Below are 25,788 nucleotides of genomic sequence, written 5' to 3' on the forward strand. Positions count from 1 at the left end.
GCCTCCGACGTCCCCGCCTCCGACAAGGAAGCCGCAGCGTGGTCCAACGTCGGCCCCGTCAGTGCTGACACGGGCGCCACCGACGCCGGTGCCGACGAGATGCCCGCCGAAGAAGTGACTCACGTCCCGGACGAGACCGAGCCGGTCGAGAAGGACGCACGGGCGGAGGAGGCCGAGGAGGCTTCGACCGAGCCGGAGGCCGGGCACACAGAGCCCGATGCGGCCCCCGGTGAGATCGTCGCCGTCCAGGAGGCCGAGTCCACCGCCGACCTGGTCTCGCCGGAGGCGGCTCCGCTGACCGAGGCCAACCCGAGCGGTGAGGCGCTGAGCGAGGCAGCCACCGCGTCAGCACATGACTCCGACACTCACGGCCAGTCCACAGACGGCGATGCCGTCGAGGAATGGGTCGAAGAGGGCGGCATGCAGAAGGCCAAGGACGACGAGACCCTGCCCTGACCCGAGGGGCGCCCTGTGACACGTGCCCCAGACATGCGAAAAGTCCGACCGGGAGGGAGCCACGGATCGGACTTTTGCTGCTCCGAGAAGCAGCGTCGCAACCAGGCGGGAGGGAGTGTGCCCGGTTCGAAAGGATCAACGAGGCGCAGCCGGGAAAGTAACGCAACAATCTCCGCGCTCCTGATCCCCCCGCCACATGTCAGGGATGAGGGGTAGCGGAAACATCACGTGGTGTGACACCTTCTGGGGGCACGACCTACTCGGGGGAGTACGACCATGTCGATCGCCATGTCACGCGTTGGTGCCATCATCGCCGGAACGGGGCTCGTCGCCGCGCTCGTTCCCACCGCGATGGCCACGGCATCCAACCCTGCGTCGACGCCGCCCGAGGTCGATTGCTCATGGACCCGGAGCACCGTTCCCCTGCAGGATGCGTTCTCGCGAGCGGCAGATGCCTCGGACGTGCCCGCGGAGGTTCTCAAAGCCGTCTCCTACCTCGAGTCGCGTTGGGACGATCATGGGGCGCGACCCAGCGCCGACGGCGGATACGGTCCCATGAACCTCACCGACCTGCCGCCCGACAACGACTCCGGCAAGGGTGATGGCGCCAGGCTCGACGCGGCATCTGCCAGAACAGCGCGACAGGGCGCGACGCTCACGGGTCTCGACCTCGCAACAATCAAGGGTGAAGCCGACGCCAACATCTGCGCGGGGGCCGCGGTGCTCGCGTCGTACCGGAGTCAGAGGTCGGTAGCGAACGATGCCGCGGCCGAGTCCACCTCCACGCGTGCGGACGTCAACACGTGGCAGGCTGCCGTGGCGCGCTACGGATCGGGCAGCAAGGGTTTCGTGCGGCAGGTCTACACGCACCTGAGGAGCGGCGAGAGCCGCGTCACCGCGCAGGGCCACAGCGTCACCCTCACCCCCCAGCCGCAGGCCACCATCCCGGCTGCGCCTGCGTCGTCGAAGCGAACCGACTGCCCGCCGACCCTCGGTTGCGAGTGGCTGCCAGCGCCCTACGAGAAGCTCGATCCGACCGATCCCGACACGACGGGCAACTACGGCAACCACGACCTCGCCGATCGCACCGGCAAGGCCGGACCCCAGCTGAAGTACATCGTCATCCACGACACCGAGGGCTCGTACAACGGGTCGGTGGCACTCGTCCAGGACCCCACCTACCTCGCGTGGAACTACACCATCCGATCCGCCGACGGCCACGTTGCGCAGCACCTCGACGCCAAGGACGTCGGCTGGCATGCCGGCAACTGGTACGTCAACATGCACTCGATCGGCATCGAGCACGAGGGCAAGGGCGGCAACGGCGGCTGGTATACCGAGGCGATGTACCAGAGCTCGGCGGAGCTCGTGAAGCACCTCGCGAAGAGATACAGCATCGCGCTCGACCCGCAGCACGTCATCGGCCACGACCAGGTGCCCGGCACCGTCGCCGGCAACACCGCACGCATGCACTGGGACCCGGGGCCCTACTGGGACTGGGAGCACTACTTCGACCTGCTCGGTGCACCGATCGGCGGCGGTCAGGCAGCCAACGCGGTGTCGCCTGGTGACGTCGTGACGGTGCGGCCCGGTCAGGCGGGCAACCCGCAGACGTTGACGCAGTGCGAGGAGCAGTCCCCCGGGTCAGGGCCGTGCCAGGCCGACGCACCGACCAACTTCGTACCGCTGCACCAGGCACCGAGCGAGGCGGCTCCGCTCGCGAAGGACGTCGCGGTGCATCCTTCGGGCGCAGCCGGTTCGACAGTCGTCAGCGACGTGGCGGGGCGTGCGCAGGCCGGCAACCGGCTCGTGGTCAAGGCGGTGCAGGGAGACTGGGTCCAGGTGTCGTGGGCCGGCGAGCTGGTGTGGCTGCACAATCCCTCGTCACGACGTGTGCTCGTCAGGACACCCGGTGCCACCGTGACCGTCAAGACCGGGACGACCAGCGCACCTGCCTACGGACGCGCCTACCCCGAGCAGTCGGCCTACCCGACGACCATCCCCTACCAGGCGGTGTCGCCGGTCGAGTACACCCTGAAGCCCGGGCAGTCGTACGCCCTGACCGACCGCACTGTCGTGACCGACTACTTCAACGCCAAGACGTACGACGGCACGACCCCCGGCGACCGCACTGACGTCAGAGGCGTCGACGTCTACTACCAGGTGGCGCTGGCTCACCGCGTGGTCTACGTGCGAGCGTCCGACGTCGACGTCCACCCCGCACGCCCCACGATCTGAAGGATTTCTGTTCACCCACGACGAATCACTGATCGACGACCCGTCACGTCGTCGAGGTGTGGGGAGGTCTGGGAGACGAGGGGAACACCGGGGCGGTAGGCGAGGTGGAGAAGCCTCCGGGGTTGCAGTCGATCGCGCGAGCGGCTGACTTGTACGTGACCCCCGACACACCTTCGTCGTTGTGCTTGCCGGACCCCCCAGGTCTCCCTCCCTGACCAAGGAGCTTCATGCGTACGAGCCGTTCTGTCCTCGCACTGGGCGCCGCCGCGCTCGCGTTCGCCGCGCTCGTCGCCGGGCCCCAGACGGCCGGGGCTGCGGCCACCTACACAGTCACGCCGCTGCACTTCAAGGTCGACATCGGCCCGGCCGGTTCCACGCAGACGTGCGACATCGTCGGCGACCTCTACCTCCCCGCCTCGGCAGGCACCACCGCCGCCACGAAGGTCCCGGCCATCCTCACGACCAACGGCTTCGGCGGGTCGAAGGATGACCAGGCGGGCATCGGCAAGGCCTTCGCCGCGCGCGGCTACGCAGTGTTGTCCTACTCGGGTCTCGGATTCGGTGGCTCGGGCTGCAAGATCACGCTCGACGATCCTGACTACGACGGAGTGGCTGCGAGCCAGCTGATCAGCTATCTCGGCGGCAAGGCTGGCATCGCCTTCACCGACGCCGCACACACGGACGCCGCACCGACCCTCGGCGTCGTCAGGCGGGACACCCGCGACCACGCTGGCAGGGCGTCGGCCAACGACCCCCGTGTCGGCATGGTCGGTGGGTCGTACGGCGGGCAGGTGCAGTTTGCCGCGGCCTCGGTCGACCCGCGCATCGACACCATCGTCCCGATCATCACGTGGAGCGACCTGTCGTACTCGCTCTCGCCCAACAACACGTCACAGACCACCGGCGTCCAGACCTCGACCCCGGGCGCAGCCAAGCTGTTGTGGGCCCTGGGCTTCTCGGGTCTTGGCGTCGCCAACGGCATCGAGAACGGCCCGTCCGATCCGGGTCGCCTCCTCGGCTGCCCGAACTTCGCCACGTTCGTGTGCCCCGCGCTCGTCAACGCGGCTGCCACCGGCACCCTCGACGCGTCGACCACGGCGTCGCTGCGTCATGCCTCGGTCTCGAGCTACGTCAACAGGATCACGATCCCGACCCTCCTGATCCAGGGTCAGAACGACACGCTCTTCAACCTCAACGAGGGCGTCGCCACCTACCAAGCCCTCAAGAATCAGGGCACCCCAGTCAAGATGATCTGGCAGAAGTGGGGACATTCGGACAGCAAGCCCGCGCCCGGTGAGATCGACCTCGCCGACCCGAATCCCTCGACCCAGTACGAGACGAAGCGCATCGCCGACTGGTTCGAGCACTATCTCAAGGACACCTCGGCCAGCACGGGCCCGACGTTCGCCTACTTCCGCGACTGGATCACCTACTCCGGCATCGCCACACCGGCCTACGCCACGTCGCCGACCTACCCCGTCGGCACGGCCCGGAAGCTCTACCTGTCGGGCAGCAGCCAGCTCAGCTCGTCCGCGAGCGGCATCGCCCCGTCGTCTCAGTCGTTCGTCACGCCGATCGCCGGTGTGCCGACCTCGACCGATGTTCTCGACGTCGTCGGCAGCTCGTTGCCGCTGCCCGAGACCGACCTTCCCGGCACCTTCGCCTCGTGGTCGACCCCCGCGCTGACCGCACCGCTGGAGGTCACCGGCTCGCCGACCCTCGACCTCAAGGTCGACGCTCCCGCCGCCACGCTCTCCCAGTCGCTCGACCCCGGCAAGCTCGTGCTGTTCGTGAAGATCGCGGACGTCGACGCGGCCGGCAAGGCCACCATCGTCCGCAATCTCGTCGCCCCGGTGCGCGTCCCGGACGCGACCAAGCCGTTCCGCGTCACGCTGCCGGGCATCGCCCATCGGTTCGCCGCAGGCCACACGATCAGGCTCATCGTGGCCGGAGGTTCGACCAACTACCGCGGCGGGCTGACACCGAACCCGGTCACGATCGCGAGCGGAGCGGGCCAGGTGCTCACGCTGCCGGTCGTCCCGTAGTCAGGCGTCTCGGCGGCGGAGCAGGAACCAGGCGGCAAGGACGAGTGCGGCCACCTCGAGACCGAACACGCCGAACCCTGTCCATGCGTCCAGCAGCAGGGGGTTGAACGACGCCGGCGTCGCCAGCGAACCGCCGGCGTTGCCGGGCATCAGCTTGGTGATCCACTCTCCCAGGTCGCCGGGGATCAGCATCACCATGGTGCCCACCACGAACACCAGCGCGAGCACGAGCGAGATGGCCGCTGCGGTGTGACGGACCAGGAACCCGACCGCCATCGAGAGCAGTCCGAGCCCGGCGAGGAAAAGGCCGCTGCCGTACATCGCGCGAGCCACGTCACCGTCGAGCGAGAGGCCGATGCCCTCACGGTCAAGGAAGACGTTGCCGCCGACGTAGCCCAGCAGGGCCGTCATCGTCCCGATCACGAAGAGCGTGCCGGTGACCACGACCGCCTTCGCAGCGAAGACGCGCCCGCGCTCCGGGACAGCGGCGAACGAGGTGCGGATCATGCCGGTGCCGTACTCTGACGTCACGGCCAGCACCCCCAGGATCACGGCGCACACCTGGGCGATCATCATGCCCCAGGTGATGAACGAGCCCGCCGACTCGTCGGCTCCGTCACTGGCGAGCCATTCGGCGTTGCCCCAGCAGATCAGGGTCGTCAGGCCGGCGCCGAGGACGACGAGGCCGACCATGGTCCACCAGGTCGACCTGACGGTCCAGAGCTTGATCCACTCGGCCCTCAGAGCGTGGCTGAAGCCGGCCCGCGGGATGGCGTTGTTGCGAAGCTCGGACGGGGTGGGCGTCTCGGGCTTGGTGTCGGCGCTCATGAGCGTGAACCTGCCGTGTGCTCGTCAACGGTCTTCGCGTGGTACTCGACGCTGTCGGCCGTCAGCGCCATGAACGCATCCTCGAGCGAGGAGCGCACGAGGGTGAGCTCGTGGAGGAGGAGTCCGTGCGAACCGATCAGCTCGCCGATGGCCGGCGCCTCGAGGCCCTGCACCCGCAACTCGTCGTCGACGCGGGTGACGTCGAGCCCTCGACCGACGAGCAGGGCCTCGACGCCGGTCGATTCCGGTGCCTTGACGCGGACGAACGACGCCGCGTGCTCGGTCATGAATCGGGTCATCGAGCAGTCGGCCAGGATCGAGCCCCGGCCGATCACGATGAGGTGGTCGGCCATGAGCGCCATCTCCGACATCAGGTGGCTGGAGATGAAGACCGTGCGGCCCTCGTTCGCGAGCTCGCGTGCAAGCGTGCGGACCCATCGGATGCCCTCGGGATCGAGCCCGTTGACCGGCTCGTCGAGGACGATGACCGGCGGGTCGCCCAGCAGCGCCGACGCGATGCCGAGGCGTTGACCCATGCCCAGCGAGAAGCGACCTGCCCGCTGGCCGGCGACGGTGTCGAGGCCGACCTGCTCCAGCACCTCGCCGACCCGGGTGGTCGGGATGCCGTTGCTGGCAGCCATCCAGCGGAGATGGTCACGAGCGGAGCGCCCCGGATGGAGAGCGTGCGCCTCCAGGAGCGCGCCGATCTCGCGGAGAGGAGCCGGTGAGGCAGCGTAGCGGTGACCGTTGACGGACACCGTGCCGCTCGTGGGGGCGTCGAGGCCGAGGATCATCCGCATCGTGGTCGACTTGCCGGCGCCGTTGGGTCCGAGGAAGCCGGTGACCCGGCCCGGCTCGACGGTGAAGTCGATGCCGTTGACAGCGGACTTGTCGCCGTAGGTCTTGGTGAGTCCCTGGGCGCGAATCATGCCGATCGCCGCCCGGTGTCTATCGAGGTGCTGCGTGAGGGGAACATGTTCCTACCGTGCCTGCGTCGCACGCACCGTCGCATCGGGGAACGACCCTCCACGACCCCTGACCGCACCCTGACGCACGCCGCGTCAACAGGCTCCCTCGGCTGGCAGGCCGGTCAGGGATAGCGTGGGGACTCACCGACTGGAGGCCTCATGGACGACGGACCCGGCAGCGTCACGTGGCGCGCCACCTCGCGCGGCAGGTTGCTCGCGTTCGCCCGTCGATCGCGCCGCCCGGAGGGTGGTTTCGCGTGGCTCGACGACGCCGGCGAGCCAGAGGCCTACCGGAACCTCGAGCTGTGGATCAATGCGCGGATGACCTATGTGTTCGCATTGGCGCACCTGGCGGGCGAGGCCGACATGCTGCCGCTCGTCGACCACGGGGTCAGCGCCTTGTCGACAATCTTCCACGACGACGAGCACGGCGGCTGGTACGACGCGATCGGCCTCGACGGCCACCCTGTCGACACGACCAAGCGGTGCTACGGCCACGCCCACGTGCTGCTTGCCGCTTCCGTCGCGTGCAAGGCCGGCGCCAGGGGTGCCGAGGCGCTGCTCGCTGAGGCGAGCCGCGTCCATGGTGAGAGGTTCTGGGACAACGACTCCGGGCGGTGTGTCGAGGAGATCGCCGCTGACTGGTCGCTCGTGGACCCCTACCGGGGTGCGAACAGCAACATGCACACCGTCGAGGCCTACCTGTTCGCCGCAGATGTCACGGGCAACGACGTCTGGCGCGACCGGGCCCTGTCGATCTGTGAGCGCATCATCGGGATCCACGCCCGCGCCCACCACTGGCGCATACCTGAGCACTACGACCACGACTGGACTCCGGTGCCGGACTACAACGAGGCGCTGCCGGCCGATCCATTCAGACCCTTCGGGGTGACCCCGGGGCATGCCTTCGAGTGGGCCAGGCTGCTGATCCATCTCGCATCAAGCCTCGACGACCCACGACCGTGGCTCAAGGAAGCCGCCGAGGATCTCTTCGCGCGTGCCGTCGACGATGCCGTCAGCGACGAAGCGCCGGGCCTCCCCTACACGACCGACTGGCACGGTGAGCCCGTCGTCAGCGAACGATTCCACTGGGTCATGGCCGAGGCAGTGCTCGCGGCGGAAGCCCTGCACGTGTACACCGGCTCAGCGAAGTACGCCGGCCTGGCCACACGCTGGTGGGCCGAGATCGATGAGTACTTCGTCGACCCAGCATCGGGGTCGTGGCACCACGAGCTGTCGCCGACGATGGAGTGGTCGTCACGCACGTGGCACGGCCAGCCCGATGCCTACCACGCGTTCAACGCCCTGGCGTTTCCCAGCCTCCCCCTCGCGCCGACGGCGGCCCTCACGATCGGCGATCTCGACCGATGACGGTCTTGGTGATCGGCGAGGCCCTTGTCGATGTCGTCCAGCGGGACGGCGTCGACCCCGAACCGCACGCGGGTGGCTCCCCGTTCAACGTCGCCGTCGGGCTGGCCCGCCTCGACGTCCCGACCCAGCTCGCCACTCAGCTGGCACCCGATGCCTATGGCGCCCTGTTGCGGGAGCGTCTCGACGAGTCGGGCGTCATGCTCTCGAGCCTCGAGCCGGTACCTGATCACACGTCCAGCGCGAGCGCGACCCTGGCCGCCGACGGCAGCGCGTCGTACGTCTTCGACCTGACGTGGAACCCGGAACAGCTGCCCGACCCCGGCCAGTTCGAGGCAGTGCACGTCGGCTCGCTCGGCACGTCGCTCGAGCCGGGCGCACGCCTCGTGGCCGACCTCGTGGTGAGTGCCGACGCGCTCGGCATCCCGGTGTCGTACGACCCCAACGTGAGGCTCGCAGTCGAGCCCGATGCGGCGGTGTGGCGGCGGGTCTTCGAGACGATCGTCCCCTACGCCAGCATCGTGAAGCTGAGCGATGAGGATGCCGCCGTGCTGTTCCCCGGTGAGAAGCCGCACGATCTCGCCCGGCGGCTGTCCTCCGAGCGGGGCCTCGTGGCGGTCACGGTCGGTGGTGAGGGGGCCGTGCTCAGCGCCACCGGGGCGGCGGCGTCCATCAAGGCCCCGGCCATCGAGGTCGTCGACACGATCGGCGCCGGCGACTCGTTCATGGCCGCGATGCTGGCGTGGTGCGCGGTCTATTCCTGGCCCTCCGCCGCCGAGCTCGACCTGACCGAGCTCACCGACCTCGCCGCCTACGCTGCGATGGCCGCCGCCATCACCTGCTCCCGTCCCGGCGCCGACCCGCCCCGCAGCGCCGACCTCCACTGACCCGGTGGCGGTGGCGGTGGCGGAGGTCAGGCGACGGGGCGGGCTCCGCGGAGCGCGACGCACCGCGCGGCGGCGACGAGCCCGCCGGTGAGAGACGCCTCCACGGTGTGGGTCCGAGCCAGGCCGTTGAGGAACCCCGCGCAGAACGCGTCGCCCGCGCCGGTGGTGTCGACGACGTCAACAACAGCGGCGGGGGCGGCCATGTGTCCGGTGGGTCCGCGATAGAACACGCCATCGGCGCCGCAGGTGAGCACGACGTGCACGACCTCGAGTGACAGCTCGTCGGCGATGTCGTCGGGACGCTCGGCGCCGGCGAGGTAGGCACCCTCGTCGAGGTTGGGAAAGATCACGTCGATGCCGTCGATCCACGAGCGGAACGCGTCACGGCCCACGGCTTCGAGAAAGCCCAGCGAGCTCGGGTCGATGCTCGTGAAGACATTCCTCCGGTGAGCCTCGGCAACGAGATCGAGCACCAATGGACGCACCCCGTCGTCGAAGAAGGAGTAGCCCGTGACGTGCAGCCATGTCACGTCGTCCCACACGTCGCCCGGGACGTCGGCCTCCGTGAGACTCGTGTTGGCGGCGCGGTCGACGTACATCGTGCGGTCGGCGACGGCATCAAGCGTCAGGACGATGGTCGCGGTCGGCAGCAACGGGTCTCCGGAGATGCGCGCGTCGACGCCGTGCTGCACCAGTGCTGCGGTGTGACGGTCGACGGCGTCGGCCCCGCACCGGCCCACGAATCGCACCTGCGCGCCGAGGTGCCCGAGCCATGCCGCGACGTTGGCAGCAGAACCACCGGGCGTCATCCGAATCTCCGAGATGGTGTCGCTCGCCGGGTTGACCGCACCCAGCGGGCGCACGCCGATGTCGTCGACCACGTCGCCGACGACCAGGATCACCATCCCGTCACCGAGCGGCCCAGGAGAGGGCGATCTCTCCAGCGACGCGGATGTTGTTCTCCGCGATCCGCAGGTTGACTGCGAGGCTCCTGCCGCCGGTCAGTCCCACGATCGTGAGCAGCAGGAACGGCGTGACCTCCTTGCCGGTCAGGCCCCTCTCGTCAGCCATGCGCAGAGCATCGGCCAGCGCCCTGTCGTGCACCTCAGGGTCGAGCTGCTCGGTGACCGGGAGCGGGTTGGCAACAAGAATCGCGGCCAGCTGCCCCAGCTCGTCACGCGAGGCCATGACGTCGGCGACCGCCGCGGCGTCGGGCACCGACCAGTCGAGCCGGTGACCCGAGTCGGTGAGCCAGAAGCTCGGAAACATGTCGGTGCCGTACCCCAGCACGATCACACCGAGCGACTCGAGGCGCTCGAGCGTCGCCGCGATGTCGAGGATCGACTTCACCCCGGCGGACACCACCGTGATGGGCACCTCGGAGAGCACCTTGAGGTCGGCCGACTCGTCGAACGTCTCGGACGCGCCGCGGTGCACCCCGCCGAGCCCGCCCGTCGCGAAGACCCGGATGCCGGCACGGTTGGCGATGTACGAGGTCGCCGCCACCGTGGTCGCGCCGCTGCTGCCCCGGGCGAGCACGATCGGCAGATCGCGGACGCTCAGCTTGGGCATGTCCTCGCCGGCCACGCGGATCAGCTCGTCGTCGGTGAGGCCAGCCTTGAGCTGCCCGTCGAGCACGGCGATCGTCGCCGGGACGACCCCCATCTCGGTGAGGATCGACTCGAAACGGCGCGCGGCATCGAGGTTGTCGGGCCGCGGCAGCCCGTGCGAGATGATCGTCGACTCCAGTGCCACGACCGGCCTGCCCTCGTCGAGCGCGGAGGCGACGGCGGGCGAGATGCTCAGGGGGAGGGCCACCGACTCAGGATAGGGATCGAGTGGCGCAGCCCGGTGCGCAATGGGGGGTCAGATGTCGGTGCGGTGGAAGTTGGCGTGGCTCCGGGACGCCGTGGGGCCGCGCTGCCCCTGGTAGCGCGAGCCGTACTTCGCCGAGCCGTAGGGGTTGTCGGTGGGCGAGCTCAGCCGGAAGTAGCAGACCTGGCCGATCTTCATGCCCGGGTAGAGCTTGATGGGCAGCGTGGCGACGTTGGCCAGCTCGAGGGTGACGTGGCCGGAGAAGCCGGGGTCGATGAAGCCCGCCGTGGAATGGGTCAGCAGCCCGAGCCGGCCGAGCGACGACTTGCCCTCGAGCCGGGCGGCGATGTCGTCGGGCAGGCTCACCCGCTCATACGTCGACCCCAGGACGAACTCGCCGGGATGCAGGATGAAGGTCTCGTCGCCCGCCACCTCGACCTCTCTCGTGAGGTCAGACTGGTCGACCGCCGGATCGATGTGCGGGTACTTGTGGTTGTCGAAGACCCGGAAGAACTTGTCGAGACGCACGTCGATGCTTGACGGCTGGATCATCTCGCGGTCGAAGGGGTCGAGGCCGACGCGGCCGGCATCGATCTCGGCAAGGATGTCGCGGTCGGAGAGAAGCACGAGTCGAAACTAACGCATGCCCATGGACGACGTGCGCTCTGCCAGCGTCAGCCCGTCACCGCTGTGAGCGCCGCCGCCTCGATGCCGACGATGGCGATCGCCTCGTCCTTGTCCGACGTGTCACCCGAGACCCCCACCACGCCGAGCAGCCGCCCCGCGTCGTCGTGGACAAGCACCCCGCCGGGAACGGGGACGAGCGACCCGCCGATCGCCGACGTGGCCGCAGCGATGAAGTAGGGCTGCTGCTCCGCCCGGGCCATCAGCGCCCGCGAGCCCATGCCCAGCGACACGGCGCCGTGGGCTTTGCCGAACGCGATCTCGAAACGCTTGTTCGACGAACCGTCCTGGCGCTCGACAGCGACGACGTGTCCACCGGCATCGAGCACGACGACCGTCATCGGCTTGCAGTCGGTCTGCGCCGCGTGCGCGAGTGCCGAGGAGATGATCGCGCGGGCAGTGTCCAGGCTGAGCGTCATGTCGTGGTCCTTTGGGTCAGGGTCTTCCGGTCAGGGTCTTCTGGCTGAGGCGATGGCGGTGCAGTATCGGCTCGGTGTACCCACTGGGCTGGCTCACACCGTCGAGCACGAGATCGCGAGCCGCAAGGAATGCCTCGCCATCGAACGCCGGCGCCATCGGTACGTACGTCGGATCGCCCGCATTCTGCTCGTCCACGACCGCCGCCATACGCCGCAGGGTCTCCTCGACCTGGTCGATCGTGACGACACCGTGCAGGAGCCAGTTGGCGACGTGCTGCGAGGAGATGCGGCAGGTTGCGCGGTCCTCCATCAGGGCGACGCCGTGGATGTCGGGGACCTTGGAGCAGCCGACGCCGGCGTCGATCCAACGGACCACGTAGCCCAGGGCACTCTGGATGTTGTTGTCGATCTCGGACTGCAGATCTTCTGCCGACCACTCAGCCGGATCGCCCAGCGGAATCGTCAGGAGCTCGGCCCTCGTGGCGCGACTGCCGCCGGTGAGCTCGCGCTGGCGCTCGTGAACGTCGACCTGGTGATAGTGGATCGCGTGAAGCGTCGCGGCGGTCGGCGACGGCACCCACGCGCACGTTGCGCCGGCGCGGGGGTGCTCGATCTTCTTCTCCAGCATCTCCGCGAGGTTGTCGGGAGCGGCCCACATGCCCTTGCCGATCTGGGCACGACCCTGCAATCCGCAGGCCAGACCGATGTCGACGTTCGACGCCTCGTAGGCCGTGATCCACACCTCGCCGCGCATGTCGTTCTTGCGGACCACGGGTCCCGCCTGCATCGACGTGTGGATCTCGTCGCCCGTGCGGTCGAGGAAACCGGTGTTGATGAAGGCCACCCTGTCGCTCGCGGCGCGGATGCACGCCTTGAGGTTGAGCGTCGTGCGACGCTCCTCGTCCATGATGCCCACCTTGAGGGTGAGGGGCGGCAGGCCCAGCACGTCCTCGACACGGGCGAAGAGGTCGGCCGTGAACGCGACCTCGTCGGGCCCGTGCATCTTGGGCTTCACGACGTACATCGAACCCGTGCGTGAGTTGGCGAGCGACGTGTCGCCGCGCAGGTCGTGCACGCTGCCGAGCGTCGTCACCAGCGCATCGAGGATGCCTTCGGGCACCTCGTTGCCGTCGCGATCGAGCACGGCGTCGGTCGTCATGAGATGCCCGACCTGACGGATGAACAGCAGCGACCGCCCGTGCAGCCGCACGGTCTCGCCGGACGGCGAGGTGCACGTCCGGTCGGGGTTCATCGATCGGGTGAAGGTACGGCCGGCCTTGGTGACGTCCTCCACGAGCGTCCCCTGCATCAGCCGGAGCCAGTTGCGGTAGCCGACGATCTTGTCGGCGGCGTCGACGGCGGCCACAGAATCCTCCAGGTCCATGATCGTCGACACCGCAGACTCCAGGACGATGTCCTTGACGCCGGCAGCGTCCGTCGACCCGACGGAGTCGCTCGGGTCGATCAGGATCTCCAGGTGCAGCCCGTGGTGGACGAGCACGACAGCCTCGGGTGACTCGGCTGCACCGCGGTGACCGACGAGCTGGTCCGGGTCCGCGAGGCGCAGCACCTCGTCTCCCACCGTCACGGCAAGCCCGTCGCCGTCTACCGCATACGAGCTCACGTCGGCGTGCGAGCCGCCCGCCAGCGGCACGTGCGCGTCAAGCAGTGCGCGTCCGCGGGCGATGACCTCGGCTCCACGCACGGTGTTGTACGAGTCACCCCGCGCGAGGTCGCCGTCCTCCGCGATGACGTCGCTGCCGTAGAGCGCGTCGTAGAGGGAGCCCCATCGTGCGTTTGCGGCGTTGATCGCGAAGCGGGCATTGAGCAGGGGCACGACGAGCTGCGGGCCGGCCTGGTCGGAAATTTCGACATCGACGCCCGTGGTCGTGATCTCGAAGTCGTCGGGCTCCGCCAGGAGGTAACCGATGCCTTCCAGGAACGAGGTGTACGCGGCCGGGTCCGGGATGCCCGGTGCGGTTCGGTGGAAGTCATCGATCTGCGACTGGAGCTCGTCGCGGCGGGCGAGCAGCTCACGGTTGCGCGGCGCGAGGTCGTGGATGACTGCGTCCACACCCGACCAGAACGCCGCCGGATCGACGCCCGACCCGGGCAGCGCCTCGGACTCGACGAAGTGGTGGAGCGCCGCGTCAACGCTCAGCCCGCCAACCTGCACGCGATGATCCATCGAACATCTCCCGAACTTTTTTTCGCATGGTGGAAATTTCTCTCTTGATAATGGAAGATATGAGCCATCGACGCGTATTGTCAACCGTGCGCCAGACAACGACGGGGAGGGCCATGACCCAGGACACGACTCGGGCCGCAGTGACGGCCAGCGGTTCTGGGAGCGGCGGCGTGCAGTCGGTGCAGCGCGTGCTCGACCTCCTTGAAATTGTGGCGTCCGGTGGTGGCCAGATGGCGGTCGGCGAGATCGCCGCGGCCTCCTCGATCCCGCTGCCCACGATCCACCGGCTACTGCACACCCTGGTGGAGCGCGGCTACATGCGTCAGCTGCCCAACCGACGCTATGCACTGGGCTTCCGCCTCGTCCCGCTCGGCATCGCCGCCCACGCCGTGGTCGGCGCGACGGCACAGGCCATGCTCAGCGAGCTCGTTCAGCAGCTCGGCGAGACGGCCAACCTCGCGATTCTGTCGGGCGACCACGCCGAGTACGTCGCCCAGGTCCCGTCGCATCACGCGATGCGTATGTTCACCGAGGTCGGCCGCCGCGTCGAGATGCACTGCACCGGTGTCGGCAAGGCGCTCCTCGCACAGCTCGACGAGCACCAGGTCCACACCATCGTCGACCGGGTCGGAATGCCCGCTTACACCCCACACACGCTGACCACCGAGCCCCAGCTGGACGCGGCTCTGGCCGTCATCCGGCAGCAGGGATACGCGCTCGACGAGCAGGAGCAGGAGACAGGCGTGCGCTGTGTCGCGGTGCCGATCCCGGCCGGGCCGGCGTCGTGGATGGCGGTGTCGGTGTCCGGGCCACTGACCCGCATGACCGACGACGTCGTGGAGCGTGCGGTGCCGCTCCTGCAGTCGGCCGCCGCCAGGATCGCCGACGAGCTGGCCGGGGCCACCCAGTGACAGGCCTTGATGAGGCACTGGCGCGCCGACCGATCTATCGTGTGGATGAGTGGAGTTTTTGCGCAATGGAAGATCGCCGATGAGTCTGACCAGTTCCCTTCCGTCGTCCGTCGACGTCACAGCACTGGTGGCTGGCCTGCCCGACGGGTGCGTCATCGTCGACCCGAGCCGCATGGACGCCTACCGCCACGACCGCGCCCGCGACCCCGGCGCCGGCACGCCGCTGGCCGTCGTGCGGGCCACCACGACCGAGGACGTCCAGGTCGCCGTCCGTTTCGCGGTGGAGCACGGCCTCTCGATCGTGCCCCGGGGGGCCGGATCCGGGTTGTCGGGCGGCTCGTCGGCGATCGACGGGTGCCTCGTCATCTCGATGGAGCGCATGCGGGCCATCGAGATCGACCCCGTCACTCGCACCGCGGTCGTCGAGCCGGGCGCCTTCAACGCCGAGGTCAAGGCGGCCGCGGCCGAGCACGGCCTCTGGTATCCACCCGATCCGTCGTCGTTCGAGTTCTGCTCGATCGGCGGCAACGTCGCCACCAACGCCGGGGGCCTGTGCTGCGTCAAGTACGGCGTCACGACCGACTATGTCCTCGGCCTGACGGTCGTCCTGGCCGACGGCAAGGCCGTCAAGCTGGGTGGGGCTCGCCTCAAGGACGTCGCGGGCCTCTCGCTGACCAAGCTCTTCGTCGGCAGCGAGGGGACACTCGGCATCATCACCCGCATCGTGCTGCGCCTCATCCCGGCCCAGCGTGCGCCGTCGACCCTGGTGGCGTCGTTCGGCTCGCTCGACTCCGCGATCCAGGCCGTCCTCGACATCACCCGGCGCATGCGCCCCTCCATGCTCGAGTTCATGGACAAGGCGTCGATCAACGCGGTCGAGGACCTGACGAAGATGGGGCTGGACCGGTCGGCCGAGGGCATGCTGATTATCCAGTCCGACGAGCCGGAGGTCTACGCCGCCACCGAGATCGCCGAGATCGCCGAGATGTGCGAGGCCAACGGCGCGACCGAGGTGTTCTCCACCGACGATCCTGAGACTGGCGAGGCATTCGTCGTCGCGCGGCGGATGGCCATCCCCGCTATCGAGCGGAAGGGTTCGCTGCTCCTGGAAGACGTCGGCGTGCCGTTGCCGCAGCTTGGTGCCCTGTGCCGCGGCATGGAAGCCATCTCGTCGGCCCACGACGTGACCATTGCGGTCATCGCACACGCCGGCGACGGCAACACCCACCCGCTCATCGTGTTCGACCCGATGGACGCCGACGAGGCCGCCCGTGCCCAGCTGGCGTACGGCGAGGTCATGGATCTCGCGATCGCGCTCGGCGGGACCATCACTGGTGAGCACGGCGTCGGCCGGCTCAAGAAGGGTTGGCTGCCCGACTATCTGGGCCCAGATGTCCTCGATCTCAACCACAAGATCAAGAACGCGCTCGACCCCTCAGGCATCTTCAACCCGGGTGCCGTCCTCGAGCACGACCCGTCCCGGCGCGAGTAGCCGAGCGCATCGCTAGTCTGGGGGTCGGTCGCTCACGCGACCACGCCGATGTAGCTCAGTGGTAGAGCGCTTGCTTCCCAAGCAAGATATGCGAGTTCGATTCTCGTCATCGGCTCCGGCGCGAAGCGCCCCACCCGATGACGCGAATCGAGTCGGCCCCCCTCCGAGACGGCCCCCCGCGGCGAAGCCGCCACCAGCCGCCTCCCCACGAGGGATCTCGTCATCGGCTCTGGCGCGAAGCGCCCCCAAACCCGACGACGCGAATCGAGTCGATCGGTCGGACCGTCTCGACGACCTCTGTCAGTCGACGGAAGCGGTGACGGATTCCGCCCGGTGACGCCGACGGCGCAGTGACGCGGCCACGGCGAACCCGGCCAGCACGAGCGTGAGGACGACCCAGCTCAGGAAGTAGGGCCGTCCCAGGATGGTCATGTTGTCGGGCTTGCCACCCTGACCGCTCAGCACGGGGATGAACACGACAGTGAGCGTGGCCCAGAGCAAGAAGGCCAAGGCCGTCGCCGACCGGAAGTGTCCGGGCAGGAGCCGCGCGGCCGCGACCCCGACGAGCACGATGATCGGCGCGACGATGAAGTCGTGGAGCACGACGCCCCCTGCGAGCCAGACTCCCGTGGACGTGAGCTGCGCACCGGTGAAGCCGCGCATCAGCCACAGACCCCAGAGGCCGAACCCGACGCCCGCAAGAACGAGCAGACCGCGGATGACCCTCATGCCTTGACCTCCAGCCGACGGACCCACTTGGTCTGGAAGACCCCGGGTCGGTTGGGCGCGATGATGCGGCACGGATAGCCGTGGTCGAGGCTCAGTGTCTCTCCGTTGAGCTCGAGCGCCAGCAGCGCACGATGGTCCTTGACGTAGTTGGCGGGCAGCACCGAGACGCCGAAGGCACCCTTGGTCTGCATCGACCTGATCGTGACGTCCGAGTCGGCGGGCGCGCCCACCATCGCGATGACGTCACGCAGCGAGGGCCCGGTCCACACGGCGTTGCGACTCCACCCCTCGACGCACGTGATCGGCAGGCGGTGCGTGCGTTGCGGCATCGCCAGGAGCTGGTCGCGACTGAGCGAGATCGTCTGACCCTTCGCGACGATCTCGAGGACGAAGTTCGGATCCATCGCGGCCTTGGCCGAACCCGCTCCGCTGGCTGTCCGGTTGATCGGCAGGTCCTGGGGGCCATTGCCGTCGCGCACCGCGAACACCGACACCTTGCGCAGGAACGGCACGGTCTGTCCGGCGGTGAGCAGCACGGCGAGGCCGGAGGCGACGAATGCTCCCTGCAGGACCATGCGACGGGTCGGTGCATCGGGGTCATCGTCATCGTTCTCGACGTCGTCCTTGTCGACCGGGGCGTTGACCGGGACACCGAGACCCTTCCGGATGGCCGGGAGCTTGACGGCGATGTGCACCAGGATCGCGCCGATCGAGATCCACGCGACGGCATAGTGCGTGGAGCGGAAGCTGAAGTTCCACGGGTACCACTGGGCGATGTTGAGCAGCCCGCTGGAGAGCTGGAAGAACGCAGCGGCCACAAGGACGCCGATCGATGCGCGCTCAAGTATTTCGATGACAAGCTCGCGACCCGGCTTCGTGGGGGGCCTGATGAACAGTCGCGGGAAGACCGACCAGAGCTTGACCAGCAGCAGCGGGATCGCGGCGATGCCCGAGAGGATGTGCGTGCCCTGGGTGAACCGGTAGAGCTGCGTCGGGTTGGGGCCAAGCGGCAACCACCCCGGCGTCTGGTACTGCCAGTGGCTCCAGATGCCGGTGAGAAAGCAGATGCTGAAGGCGATGCCGAGCGCCATGCCGACGCGCGCTGTCAGCGCAGTCCCGCGTGCCCTGCTCTCGAAGTCCTCGGGTCTCGGGATCCGACTCTCGATGTCCTCGACCCTGGGAAGTCTCATGCCGCCATCCGCTCCATGGTGGCGGTGTGGCGTCCGCCGACGGTCCGTGTGGTCACCACACGCATTCCGGCCTGTCCCGCGACGGCATCGATGGCGTCGAGGCCGACCACGGCCCACTCGAAGTGCGCCGAGAGTCGACCTTCTACGCGAAGTCGACGACGCTCCCGGACGAATCCGGCACCGTCGTCGGCAACCTCGGCGATGACGTGGCCGCCCGGCGTCAGCACGTCGCGCATCCTGGTCAGCAGCCGCACGGGGTCTCCCCCGATGCCAAGGTTGCCGTCGGCCAACAGGGCGTACTGCCACCGCCCCTCACCCGGGATCAGACCGAAGACGTCGCGCCGCAGCGCGAGGGCGCCGCGGACTCGGGTCTGCCGGACGGCCTCGGTGGAGACGTCAATGCCCATCGCCGGCACCTTGCGAGCCGCGATCTCGCCAACGAGCCTGCCCGGCCCGCAGCCGACGTCGATCGTGGCGGCGTCACACGGGTCGATGAAGAGCGCACGGTCGACCCAGTCCGGGGCGGACGACCACTGGCCGACCTCGAACGGTTGGGCGCGCCCGATGTGGTCGACGACATGCGTCAGCTTCCCGGCGAAGGCCGCGTCGTAGGCGCTCACTGCGTCAAAGGCGATGCTCATACCCGTGCCTCCTCGGTGGGGGCGTCCTGGACCGGAGCGTCGGGGATCGGAGCGTCGGTAGCCGGTTCCGACTCGGCGGCCATCATCTTCTGGACCCTTTGGACAGCGAAGGCGAGGTGGGAGATCGGGAGGCTGGCTGCGATGTCGACGGCGTCCTCCCACGTGTCCATGTCGCGAACGGTGCGCACGTGCTCGAAGTCGCCACCGAGGGCGATCTCCGTCTCCTCCGCGGTGTCGTCCTGCGACATCCCGACGCTCACGAGGCCGTGCGCCTCGTGCGGGTCGGGCAGACCAAGCAGCCACCATCCACCGTCGTCGGCGCGACCGATGACGCGCGATCCGTTGAGGACGATGTTGCCCGCCGCGAGGTAGTCGGCGACGGTGATCTGTGGGGTGTCCATGCCGACCTGGACCACGCCTCGTGCCGCGTCCGCGTCGACGTGGGCGTGCGCGAGGCGCTCGCCCAGACCCTCGCCCTGCTGCTGGACGACGCGGGTCTGCTCCAGCGCCGCAACGATCTCGTCGGACCGGACAGCCTGCGCGAGGTCACCCGTCATCGACACGACGACGGGCCACCCCACCGAAGTCGCCGTGATGAGCGTGTCCAGCAGCGCTGCTGCGGCAACCTCAGCGGCGGCGACGTCACCAACGGTGCTCGCGATGCGGGTCTTGGTGAGCCCGGGAACGGGCGCCTTGGCCACGACGAGGAGTGTGGGGGCGTTCATGTGAGCACCTTCGCGAAGTCATGGATGACACGGGCCGTGCCGCGCACGGAGCCCGAAACTTTCGATTTCGTGCCGGCCGCACGGCGGTCGTACGCGACGTCTATCTCTCGGACCGACCAACCCGCCCGGGCCGCGCGCAGCATGAGCTCGAGCGGGTATCCGAACCGGCGATCCTGCACGTCGAGGTACAGGAGGTCGTCGCGGCGACACACGCGCATCGGGGCGAGGTCGTGGATGGGGAAGGCGCTGCGACGACGGATCCACGACGCGAGCACCTTGGTGCCGGCGCGGGCATGCCACGGCCACACGCCACGACTGACGGGGCGGCGTCGGCCCACCGCCATCGTGGTGCCACCGCTGCTGACGAGGTCGTACATCGGCACGAGGTCGGCCAGCCGCATGGAGGCATCGCCGTCCATCACCGCGACGAAGTCGGCGTCGGACGCAAGCATCCCGGCGTGTACCGCGGCCCCGTATCCGGGACGGTTCTCGGTGACGACGTGGGCGCCGAGAGAGCGGGCAACATCGGCCGTGCCATCGGTGGAGCCGTTGTCAACGACGATGACACGCCATCCTTCCGGCACGTCGGCAAGCACAGCCGGGAGGGCAGCTGCCTCATCCCGGCACGGGATCACCACGTCGCATACAGCCATACTCACGATTCGACGCTAGTGCCCCGAGGGCTTGGCCGCGACGCAAGATCACTGTCGGACCGGTGACATGACGCCGTTGTGTGCGTTGCAGACGCCCCGTAAGACCTAGGCTGACGGGCGTGTCCGTACCCCCCAGCCACTCCCGCGCCGCCGCGCTGTCGGCCGCCGCCGGGTTGACGCTGGTGCTGGTGGCGCACTTTCTCCCCCCGCTGACGTACAAAGACATTGACCTCCAATACCCGCCGCTGCACGCCTACTGGGATCCACGGTTCGTGACCCTGACAATCCCGGCGGTCGCGGTGGGCCTCCTGCTCTGGCTCACGCTGCCCCTCGTGGCCCGCGCCGTGTCGTGGCGAACCCTGCTCCTGGTCGCCTACGTGACGACCTGGACCTGGACGATGGCGCTGGCCATGACGGACGGCAAGGACGGCCTGGCGTCGGTCTTCGCGCGTCGACAGGAATACGTCTACGACGCCCAGCGGGTCGGCTCGATCCACACGATGATGCACACGTTCATCGAGCGCATCCCGCTCGACTCCCCCCACAACTGGTACGTGCACGTCGCCGGCCACCCTCCCGGCGCGCTGCTGTTCTTCGTGCTGCTCGACCGCATCGGGGTCACCGGCTTCTTCAGCATCGGGCTCGTCGTCGTGACCCTCGCCAGCACGGCGGTCGTGGCGGTGCTCATCACGCTGCGGACCCTGGGGTCCATCACGCTGGCCCGTGAGGCGATGCCGTGGCTCGTGCTGGCGCCGAGCGCCGTGTGGATGGGCGTGAACGGCGACGCGCTGTTCACGGCGGTGGCTGCGTGGGGCCTGGCACTGCTCGCCATCGCCGCGGTGACCCGGCACCTCGTCCCGGCCATCGGCAGCGGCCTGCTGCTCGGGCTGTGCGTCTACCTCTCCTACGGCCTGCCTTTGCTCGGGGTCCTGGCGATCACGGTGCTCATCATCGCCAAGTCCTGGCGTCCGCTGCCGTGGGCGATCGGTGGCGCCATGGTCGTGGTGGCCATGTTCACGGCCGGCGGGTTCTCGTGGTGGGAGGCCTATCCGGTCCTGCGCGAGCGCTATTACGCCGGCATCGCCTCAGCACGTCCCTACTCCTACTGGGTGTGGGCCGACATCGCGGCGTGGACGTTCACGGTCGGCCTGGCCGTCTGGGCCGCGTTCCCCCACGCCGTTCGTGCCCTGCGCAGCCGATCGGACGACATGGGCGATGGCGTTGGAGAGGGGGGAGCTGAGGAGAGAGATGCCGAACGGGAGAACGCCATGCGCCGCGACCACAAGGTCATGGCCCAGCTCGCCGCTGCCGCCGTGCTGACCATCGGCCTCGCCGCGGTCTCCGGCATGAGCAAGGCCGAGACGGAGCGCATCTTCCTGCCGTTCACGATCTGGGTCGTGGCCCTCCCCCTCCTGCTCCCAACCCGGTGGCGCAGTCCGCTCCTCTTGTCGCAGGTCGTGCTTGCGATCGGCGTGCAGACACTTCTGCTGACAAGGTGGTGACCATGTCGCTCGGTGACCGTCCGCACGTCCTCGTGATCGAGGACGACCTCGCCGTGCGCGACGTGCTGCGGCGCTATCTGGAGCAGGATGACTACGACGTGACCGTCGCCGCCGACGGCAGGGCCGGACTCGCTGCCGCGCGTGACCTCAACCCTGACCTGATCGTCCTCGACGTGATGCTGCCGCACATGAACGGCTTCGACATCTGCCGCCGCCTCCGCGACGACGACAGCTCATCGGTACCCATCATCATGCTCACCGCACTCGGTGAGACCGATGACCGCATCGCCGGCCTCAGCAGCGGCGCCGACGACTACGTGACCAAGCCCTTCAGCGTCAAGGAACTGACTCTCCGGGTCGGGTCGGTGCTGCGCCGCAGCCTCGTCACCGGCGGTCCACGAGCCGTCGCCGGCCTTCTCATCGACGGCGATCTCACCCTCAACCCGGTGTCGCGAGAGGCCCTGCAACGCGGAAGGTCACTGCCGCTCACGACGCGAGAGTTCGATCTGCTCCACTTCTTCCTTCGCCGCCCACGGCAGGTGTTCAGCCGCGAGGACCTGTTGCAGCAGGTCTGGGGCTGGGACTTCGGCGACCAGTCGACCGTGACGGTCCACGTCAAACGCCTGCGCCACAAGGTCGAGGAACGCCCGGCCGAGCCCGCCAGACTCGTCACTGTCTACGGCCGCGGCTACCGTTGGGACCCCGAACGCTCCGAGGCATCATGACCACTGACGCGCTCCACTCCGTCGTCATCGGGCTGCTCAGCTCGATGGCCGTCGTCTCCGTCGGCGCCGTGGTCCTGCACCAGCTGCGGGCCCGCACCCTGGCGTTGTCCATCGTGCTGCTGACGCTCGTGCCGTTGCTCGCGATCATCGCCGGCGTGGTCGTCACGAGCCAGTTCATGTTCACCGCCGAGCTGCGACGCACCGCTCTCGTGTGGTTCGCGGTCACGGCGGTCAGCGTGCCGAGCGCCGTGCTGCTGGGCCGCTCGATCGCCCGGCAGAGCGTCTGGGAGAGCGAGGCCCTCGAGCGCGAACGCAGTGCCGAGCGCTCGCGCCGCGAGCTGCTGGCCTGGCTGAGCCACGACCTGCGCACCCCCATCGCAGGCGTTCAGGCCATGACCGAGGCGCTGGAGGACGGTGTGGTCTCCGACCCCGAGGACGTGAAGCAGTACGCCCAGCTGATCCGCTCGGAGACACTACGACTCGCGTCGATGATCGACGACCTGTTCGAGATGTCGCAGATCAACGCGGGCACGCTGCGGCTCGATGTCGGACCCATCGCGGTCGACGACGTCGTGCGCGCCGCGGTCGAAGCCATGCGACCGGCGGCAGACCGGCGCGGCGTCAGTGTCGTTGTCGACGGCCACCCCCACGGCACCCTCGCCGTCGGCGCAGCACCCGAGCTCATGCGGGTGCTTCACAACTTGCTGGGCAACGCCATCCGTCACACCCCGGAATCGGGCGTCGTCGCCGTGTCCGTCGGCGCAGACTCCCTTGGCGTGTGGCTCCGGGTCGAGGACGCCTGCGGAGGCATCCCCGATCACGACATCACCAACGTCTTCGACATGGGCTACCGAGGGACGGACTCTCGTGAGTCCGAGCGGGGCCTCGACGCGCAGGGGGCCGGCATGGGGCTGGCGATCGCCCGCGGCCTGCTCGATGCCCAGTCCGGCTCGATCGCCGTGCACAACCACGAGCAGGGCTGCCGGTTCGAGATCAGGCTGCCCGCCGCCTGACGACCTGTCGGGTCGTCCCGGCCGACGTCAGCGGGTGCGCAGCGGGTCGGTCGCCAAGGCCGAAAGCCCCTCCTCGGGGCGGACGCTCGCCGTGAAGCCGAGCCCCTCGGCCGCAGCCCGAGGGGAGGCCACGACGTGGCGTACGTCAAACCGTCGGTAGTCCCCTGTCAGCACGGGCGCGCCACCGCCGGCCGCCTCAGCCAGTGTCGCCGCCATCTGACCGATCGTGAACGGGTGGCCCGAGGCGATGTTGTAGGGCGTCAGCCCGGTGGGGTGCTTGCCCACCCGCTCGATGGCCGCGACGTTGGCGCGGGCGACATCGCTCACGTGCACGAAGTCGCGCATCTGCTGACCGTCCTCGAAGACCTTGGGTGCCTCGCCCCGGGCGATCGCCGACCGGAAGATCGCCGCCACACCGGCGTAGGGGGTGTCGGCAGGCATGCCGGGACCGTAGACGTTGTGGTAGCGGAGTGCGACGGTGCGCGCGCCCTCGAGCGTGCACCATGCGCTGGCGTAGTGCTCCTGCGCGACCTTCGACGCGGCGTAGCTGGTGCGAGGGAGGAACGGCGTGTCCTCCGCGATCTCGCGCCACGTGATGTCCCCGCCGCACACCGGGCAACGCGGGTCGAATCGGCCCACCTCGAGGTCGTCCTCGTGGCGTACCGCGGGCGGGACGTCGCCGTCGCGGGGGCACGTGTATCGGCCGTCGCCGTAGACCACCATCGACGACGCGAGCACGAGATCGGCGATGCCGGCCCTGGCCATCGCCGCCAAGAGGTGCGCGGTGCCCGCATCGTTGTGCTCGGCATAGTCGGGGAGATCCTGCGCGTCGACGCCGTTGCCGACCATGGCGGCCTGGTGGCACACGACGTCGATGTCACGCAGCACGGCATCGAGGGAGTCGTGCCTGATGTCGAGCCGCTCGAAACCGTCTGGGTACGGTCCGGGACCGTGCGCCTGCGGCAGGAAGGCGTCCAGCGCGACCACGTCGTGGCCGCGCTCGCGGGCCTGGGCAGCGATGTGGGTGCCGATGAAGCCGGCCGCGCCGGTGAGCAGGATCCTCACTCGTGCCCCGAGTCAGGAAGGTTGATCGGCAGTTCCATGCCGTCGACCGAGCGCGAGCACGGGCAGGCGCGGTCGGTCCCCAGCCCCGAAACGACGGTGGCGAGGACCGACTTGAGGGCGTCGGTGTGCGCCGCGAAGACCTTGAACACAGCGTCGACGCTCACCGCACTCGCCTCGTCGACGCCGGCGTCGTGATCGGTGACCAGCGCGACGGTCGAGTAGCAAAGTGCCAGCTCACGGGCGAGAACAGCTTCGGGGTGACCGGTCATGTTGACGACAGCCCAGCCCTGGTCGGCATACCACCTCGACTCGGCCCTCGTCGAGAACCGCGGACCGTCGATGACCACCATCACCCCGCCGTCGACCGGATCGTGACCGGAGAGCCCGTCGAGCAGGTCGGCGCGCAGACGCGGGCAGTACGGGTCCGCGAACGACACATGGCAGGCGCCGGAGTCGAAGTAGGTCTGGTTGCGGCCGGTCGTGCGGTCGACGAGCTGGTCGGGGACGACGAACGTACCGGGGCCGAGGTCGAGCTGCAGGCCGCCCACCGCGCACGGCGCGATGACCTGACGCACTCCGAGGCTGCGCAGCGCCCACATGTTGGCGCGATAGGGCACCTTGTGTGCCGGGAACTCGTGGTGCGGGCCGTGCCTCGGCAGGAAGGCCACCGGCCGGCCGGCGACGGTGCCGATCGAGATGGGGGCGGACGGCGGTCCGTACGGAGTTTGAACCTCGACCGTCCGGGGATCGTCGAGGAACGTGTAGAAGCCGGAACCGCCGATCACGGCGACGTCGGGGCGCATGCTCTCACTCATGCCCAGAGCATGCCACCTACCCGTTCCAGGGGCTCGTCCCAGGGGTTCGGGCCCCGCCCCGACCCCACCAAAGAACAAATTTGGGTCTCATTATCACTGCCGTTGCAGTAGATAGCGTCATTCGAGCGCGACCTGTCGCACAGCCACACCAATCCGGTGTGGTGGGGGTGTCGAAGCACTGATGTACCCAGCCAATCCTCGGTTGACCCCAAGACAGACACAAGGAAGTGCATTGACATGAGCACCATCAAGAACCGTAAGATCTTCGCCGGTATCGCGCTTGCTGCCGCCGCAGCGTTCCCCCTCGCTGCCTGCAGCTCTTCGTCGGATTCGGCTGCGACGTCAGCCTCGGGTTCCAAGACGACCGTTGCCAAGCCCCTCGCCCGTCTGAATGACCTGTCCACCGGTGGCACCACGGCCATCGCGCTGGA

At 68.7% G+C, this 25,788-nt stretch carries 23 protein-coding genes, 1 tRNA gene and 2 pseudogenes; 12 read left to right on the top strand and 14 right to left on the bottom strand.

The genetic code is table 11. The features are described 5' to 3' along the window. From H7290_RS20120 to H7290_RS20130, 3 genes and pseudogenes are all read left to right on the top strand, one after another. Positions 1 to 456: pseudogene (locus tag H7290_RS20120) on the top strand (hypothetical protein); the annotation flags it as partial. A 276-nt stretch (positions 457 to 732) separates the two neighbouring features. Next, on the top strand, positions 733 to 2,694 hold the full coding sequence (locus H7290_RS20125; protein ID WP_290515800.1) for a peptidoglycan recognition family protein: 1,962 nt from the start codon (positions 733 to 735) through the stop codon (positions 2,692 to 2,694). 227 nt (positions 2,695 to 2,921) lie between these two features. Next, positions 2,922 to 4,739 (top strand): alpha/beta fold hydrolase, encoded by a 1,818-nt coding sequence (locus H7290_RS20130; RefSeq protein ID WP_290515801.1) that lies wholly within the window; start codon positions 2,922 to 2,924, stop codon positions 4,737 to 4,739. Here the strand turns inward: H7290_RS20130 and H7290_RS20135 are convergent, their stop codons facing one another. Both H7290_RS20135 and H7290_RS20140 read right to left on the bottom strand, forming a co-directional pair. Further along, a complete protein-coding gene (locus tag H7290_RS20135; protein WP_290515802.1) occupies positions 4,740 to 5,567 on the bottom strand; it encodes an ABC transporter permease in 828 nt (275 codons plus the stop codon). After that, positions 5,564 to 6,496, bottom strand: coding sequence for an ATP-binding cassette domain-containing protein (locus tag H7290_RS20140; protein WP_290515803.1), 933 nt, complete (start codon positions 6,494 to 6,496; stop codon positions 5,564 to 5,566). Before H7290_RS20140 ends, H7290_RS20135 begins: the two co-directional genes overlap by 4 nt. 198 nt (positions 6,497 to 6,694) lie before the next feature. Between H7290_RS20140 and H7290_RS20145 the strand changes: the two genes are divergently transcribed. Together H7290_RS20145 and H7290_RS20150 are read left to right on the top strand one after the other, a co-directional pair. Beyond that, positions 6,695 to 7,906: an AGE family epimerase/isomerase gene (locus H7290_RS20145; protein WP_290515804.1), complete on the top strand. Its 1,212-nt coding sequence runs from the start codon at positions 6,695 to 6,697 to the stop codon at positions 7,904 to 7,906. Continuing rightward, complete coding sequence (locus H7290_RS20150) at positions 7,903 to 8,790, top strand: carbohydrate kinase (RefSeq protein ID WP_290515805.1); 888 nt, start codon at positions 7,903 to 7,905, stop codon at positions 8,788 to 8,790. Before H7290_RS20145 ends, H7290_RS20150 begins: the two co-directional genes overlap by 4 nt. A gap of 26 nt (positions 8,791 to 8,816) precedes the next feature. Here H7290_RS20150 and H7290_RS20155 read toward each other — a convergent pair whose 3' ends face one another. The 5 genes from H7290_RS20155 to H7290_RS20175 are packed head-to-tail and all read right to left on the bottom strand — an operon-like array spanning position 8,817 to position 13,896. Then, entirely contained in the window at positions 8,817 to 9,695 is an 879-nt protein-coding gene (locus tag H7290_RS20155; RefSeq protein ID WP_290515806.1) for a carbohydrate kinase family protein, read from the bottom strand. 4 nt (positions 9,696 to 9,699) lie between these two features. Then, the gene (locus H7290_RS20160; protein WP_290515807.1) at positions 9,700 to 10,608 is read right to left on the bottom strand and encodes a pseudouridine-5'-phosphate glycosidase; all 909 of its coding nucleotides are present in this window, start codon (positions 10,606 to 10,608) and stop codon (positions 9,700 to 9,702) included. 48 nt (positions 10,609 to 10,656) lie between these two features. Then, entirely contained in the window at positions 10,657 to 11,232 is a 576-nt protein-coding gene (gene dcd, locus H7290_RS20165) for a dCTP deaminase (RefSeq protein WP_290515808.1), read from the bottom strand. A gap of 47 nt (positions 11,233 to 11,279) precedes the next feature. Beyond that, on the bottom strand, positions 11,280 to 11,708 hold the full coding sequence (locus H7290_RS20170; protein WP_290515809.1) for a heme-binding protein: 429 nt from the start codon (positions 11,706 to 11,708) through the stop codon (positions 11,280 to 11,282). A 16-nt stretch (positions 11,709 to 11,724) separates the two neighbouring features. Beyond that, complete coding sequence (locus tag H7290_RS20175; protein WP_290515810.1) at positions 11,725 to 13,896, bottom strand: malate synthase G; 2,172 nt, start codon at positions 13,894 to 13,896, stop codon at positions 11,725 to 11,727. Positions 13,897 to 14,009: 113 nt separating this feature from the next. Here H7290_RS20175 and H7290_RS20180 point away from each other — a divergent pair, with 113 nt between their 5' ends. From H7290_RS20180 to H7290_RS20190, 3 genes are all read left to right on the top strand, one after another. Further along, positions 14,010 to 14,807, top strand: coding sequence for an IclR family transcriptional regulator (locus tag H7290_RS20180; protein ID WP_290515811.1), 798 nt, complete (start codon positions 14,010 to 14,012; stop codon positions 14,805 to 14,807). A 79-nt stretch (positions 14,808 to 14,886) separates the two neighbouring features. Continuing rightward, a complete protein-coding gene (locus H7290_RS20185; protein WP_290515812.1) occupies positions 14,887 to 16,299 on the top strand; it encodes an FAD-linked oxidase C-terminal domain-containing protein in 1,413 nt (470 codons plus the stop codon). Between the two features lie 44 nt (positions 16,300 to 16,343). After that, positions 16,344 to 16,414 (top strand) — tRNA-Gly (locus H7290_RS20190). A 185-nt stretch (positions 16,415 to 16,599) separates the two neighbouring features. On the opposite strand, the gene H7290_RS20195 is transcribed toward H7290_RS20190, so the two are convergent. Genes H7290_RS20195 through H7290_RS20215 form a run of 5 tightly spaced genes read right to left on the bottom strand, consistent with a single transcriptional unit; the run spans position 16,600 to position 20,237 of the window. After that, positions 16,600 to 17,028 (bottom strand): hypothetical protein, encoded by a 429-nt coding sequence (locus tag H7290_RS20195; RefSeq protein WP_290515813.1) that lies wholly within the window; start codon positions 17,026 to 17,028, stop codon positions 16,600 to 16,602. Next, entirely contained in the window at positions 17,025 to 18,218 is a 1,194-nt protein-coding gene (locus H7290_RS20200; protein ID WP_290515814.1) for a molybdopterin-dependent oxidoreductase, read from the bottom strand. Before H7290_RS20200 ends, H7290_RS20195 begins: the two co-directional genes overlap by 4 nt. Then, a complete protein-coding gene (locus H7290_RS20205) occupies positions 18,215 to 18,859 on the bottom strand; it encodes a class I SAM-dependent methyltransferase (RefSeq protein ID WP_290515815.1) in 645 nt (214 codons plus the stop codon). The genes H7290_RS20200 and H7290_RS20205 overlap by 4 nt, the downstream gene beginning before the upstream one ends. Then, entirely contained in the window at positions 18,856 to 19,584 is a 729-nt protein-coding gene (locus tag H7290_RS20210; RefSeq protein WP_290515816.1) for a DUF2064 domain-containing protein, read from the bottom strand. Before H7290_RS20210 ends, H7290_RS20205 begins: the two co-directional genes overlap by 4 nt. Beyond that, on the bottom strand, positions 19,581 to 20,237 hold the full coding sequence (locus tag H7290_RS20215) for a glycosyltransferase family 2 protein (protein WP_290515822.1): 657 nt from the start codon (positions 20,235 to 20,237) through the stop codon (positions 19,581 to 19,583). The genes H7290_RS20210 and H7290_RS20215 overlap by 4 nt, the downstream gene beginning before the upstream one ends. Positions 20,238 to 20,356: 119 nt before the next feature. Between H7290_RS20215 and H7290_RS20220 the strand changes: the two genes are divergently transcribed. From H7290_RS20220 to H7290_RS20230, 3 genes are read left to right on the top strand one after another with little or no spacing between them, the layout of a single operon-like run. Further along, positions 20,357 to 21,739 carry a hypothetical protein gene (locus H7290_RS20220; RefSeq protein ID WP_290515817.1) on the top strand — a complete coding sequence of 461 codons (1,383 nt, stop codon included), beginning with the start codon at positions 20,357 to 20,359 and terminating at the stop codon, positions 21,737 to 21,739. A 2-nt stretch (positions 21,740 to 21,741) separates the two neighbouring features. Continuing rightward, positions 21,742 to 22,464: a response regulator transcription factor gene (locus tag H7290_RS20225; protein ID WP_290515818.1), complete on the top strand. Its 723-nt coding sequence runs from the start codon at positions 21,742 to 21,744 to the stop codon at positions 22,462 to 22,464. Next, the gene (locus H7290_RS20230; RefSeq protein WP_290515819.1) at positions 22,461 to 23,477 is read left to right on the top strand and encodes a HAMP domain-containing sensor histidine kinase; all 1,017 of its coding nucleotides are present in this window, start codon (positions 22,461 to 22,463) and stop codon (positions 23,475 to 23,477) included. The genes H7290_RS20225 and H7290_RS20230 overlap by 4 nt, the downstream gene beginning before the upstream one ends. A 27-nt stretch (positions 23,478 to 23,504) precedes the next feature. On the opposite strand, the gene H7290_RS20235 is transcribed toward H7290_RS20230, so the two are convergent. Together H7290_RS20235 and H7290_RS20240 are read right to left on the bottom strand one after the other, a co-directional pair. Next, positions 23,505 to 24,542: an NAD(P)-dependent oxidoreductase gene (locus H7290_RS20235; protein ID WP_290515820.1), complete on the bottom strand. Its 1,038-nt coding sequence runs from the start codon at positions 24,540 to 24,542 to the stop codon at positions 23,505 to 23,507. Next, the gene (locus tag H7290_RS20240) at positions 24,539 to 25,357 is read right to left on the bottom strand and encodes an S-methyl-5'-thioadenosine phosphorylase (protein ID WP_290515821.1); all 819 of its coding nucleotides are present in this window, start codon (positions 25,355 to 25,357) and stop codon (positions 24,539 to 24,541) included. The genes H7290_RS20235 and H7290_RS20240 overlap by 4 nt, the downstream gene beginning before the upstream one ends. Positions 25,358 to 25,594: 237 nt before the next feature. Here H7290_RS20240 and H7290_RS20245 point away from each other — a divergent pair. Next, positions 25,595 to 25,788 (top strand): annotated as a pseudogene (locus H7290_RS20245) (hypothetical protein); the annotation flags it as partial.

The organism is Aeromicrobium sp. (assembly GCF_014378035.1).
In the GTDB taxonomy this organism is placed as follows: domain Bacteria; phylum Actinomycetota; class Actinomycetes; order Propionibacteriales; family Nocardioidaceae; genus Aeromicrobium.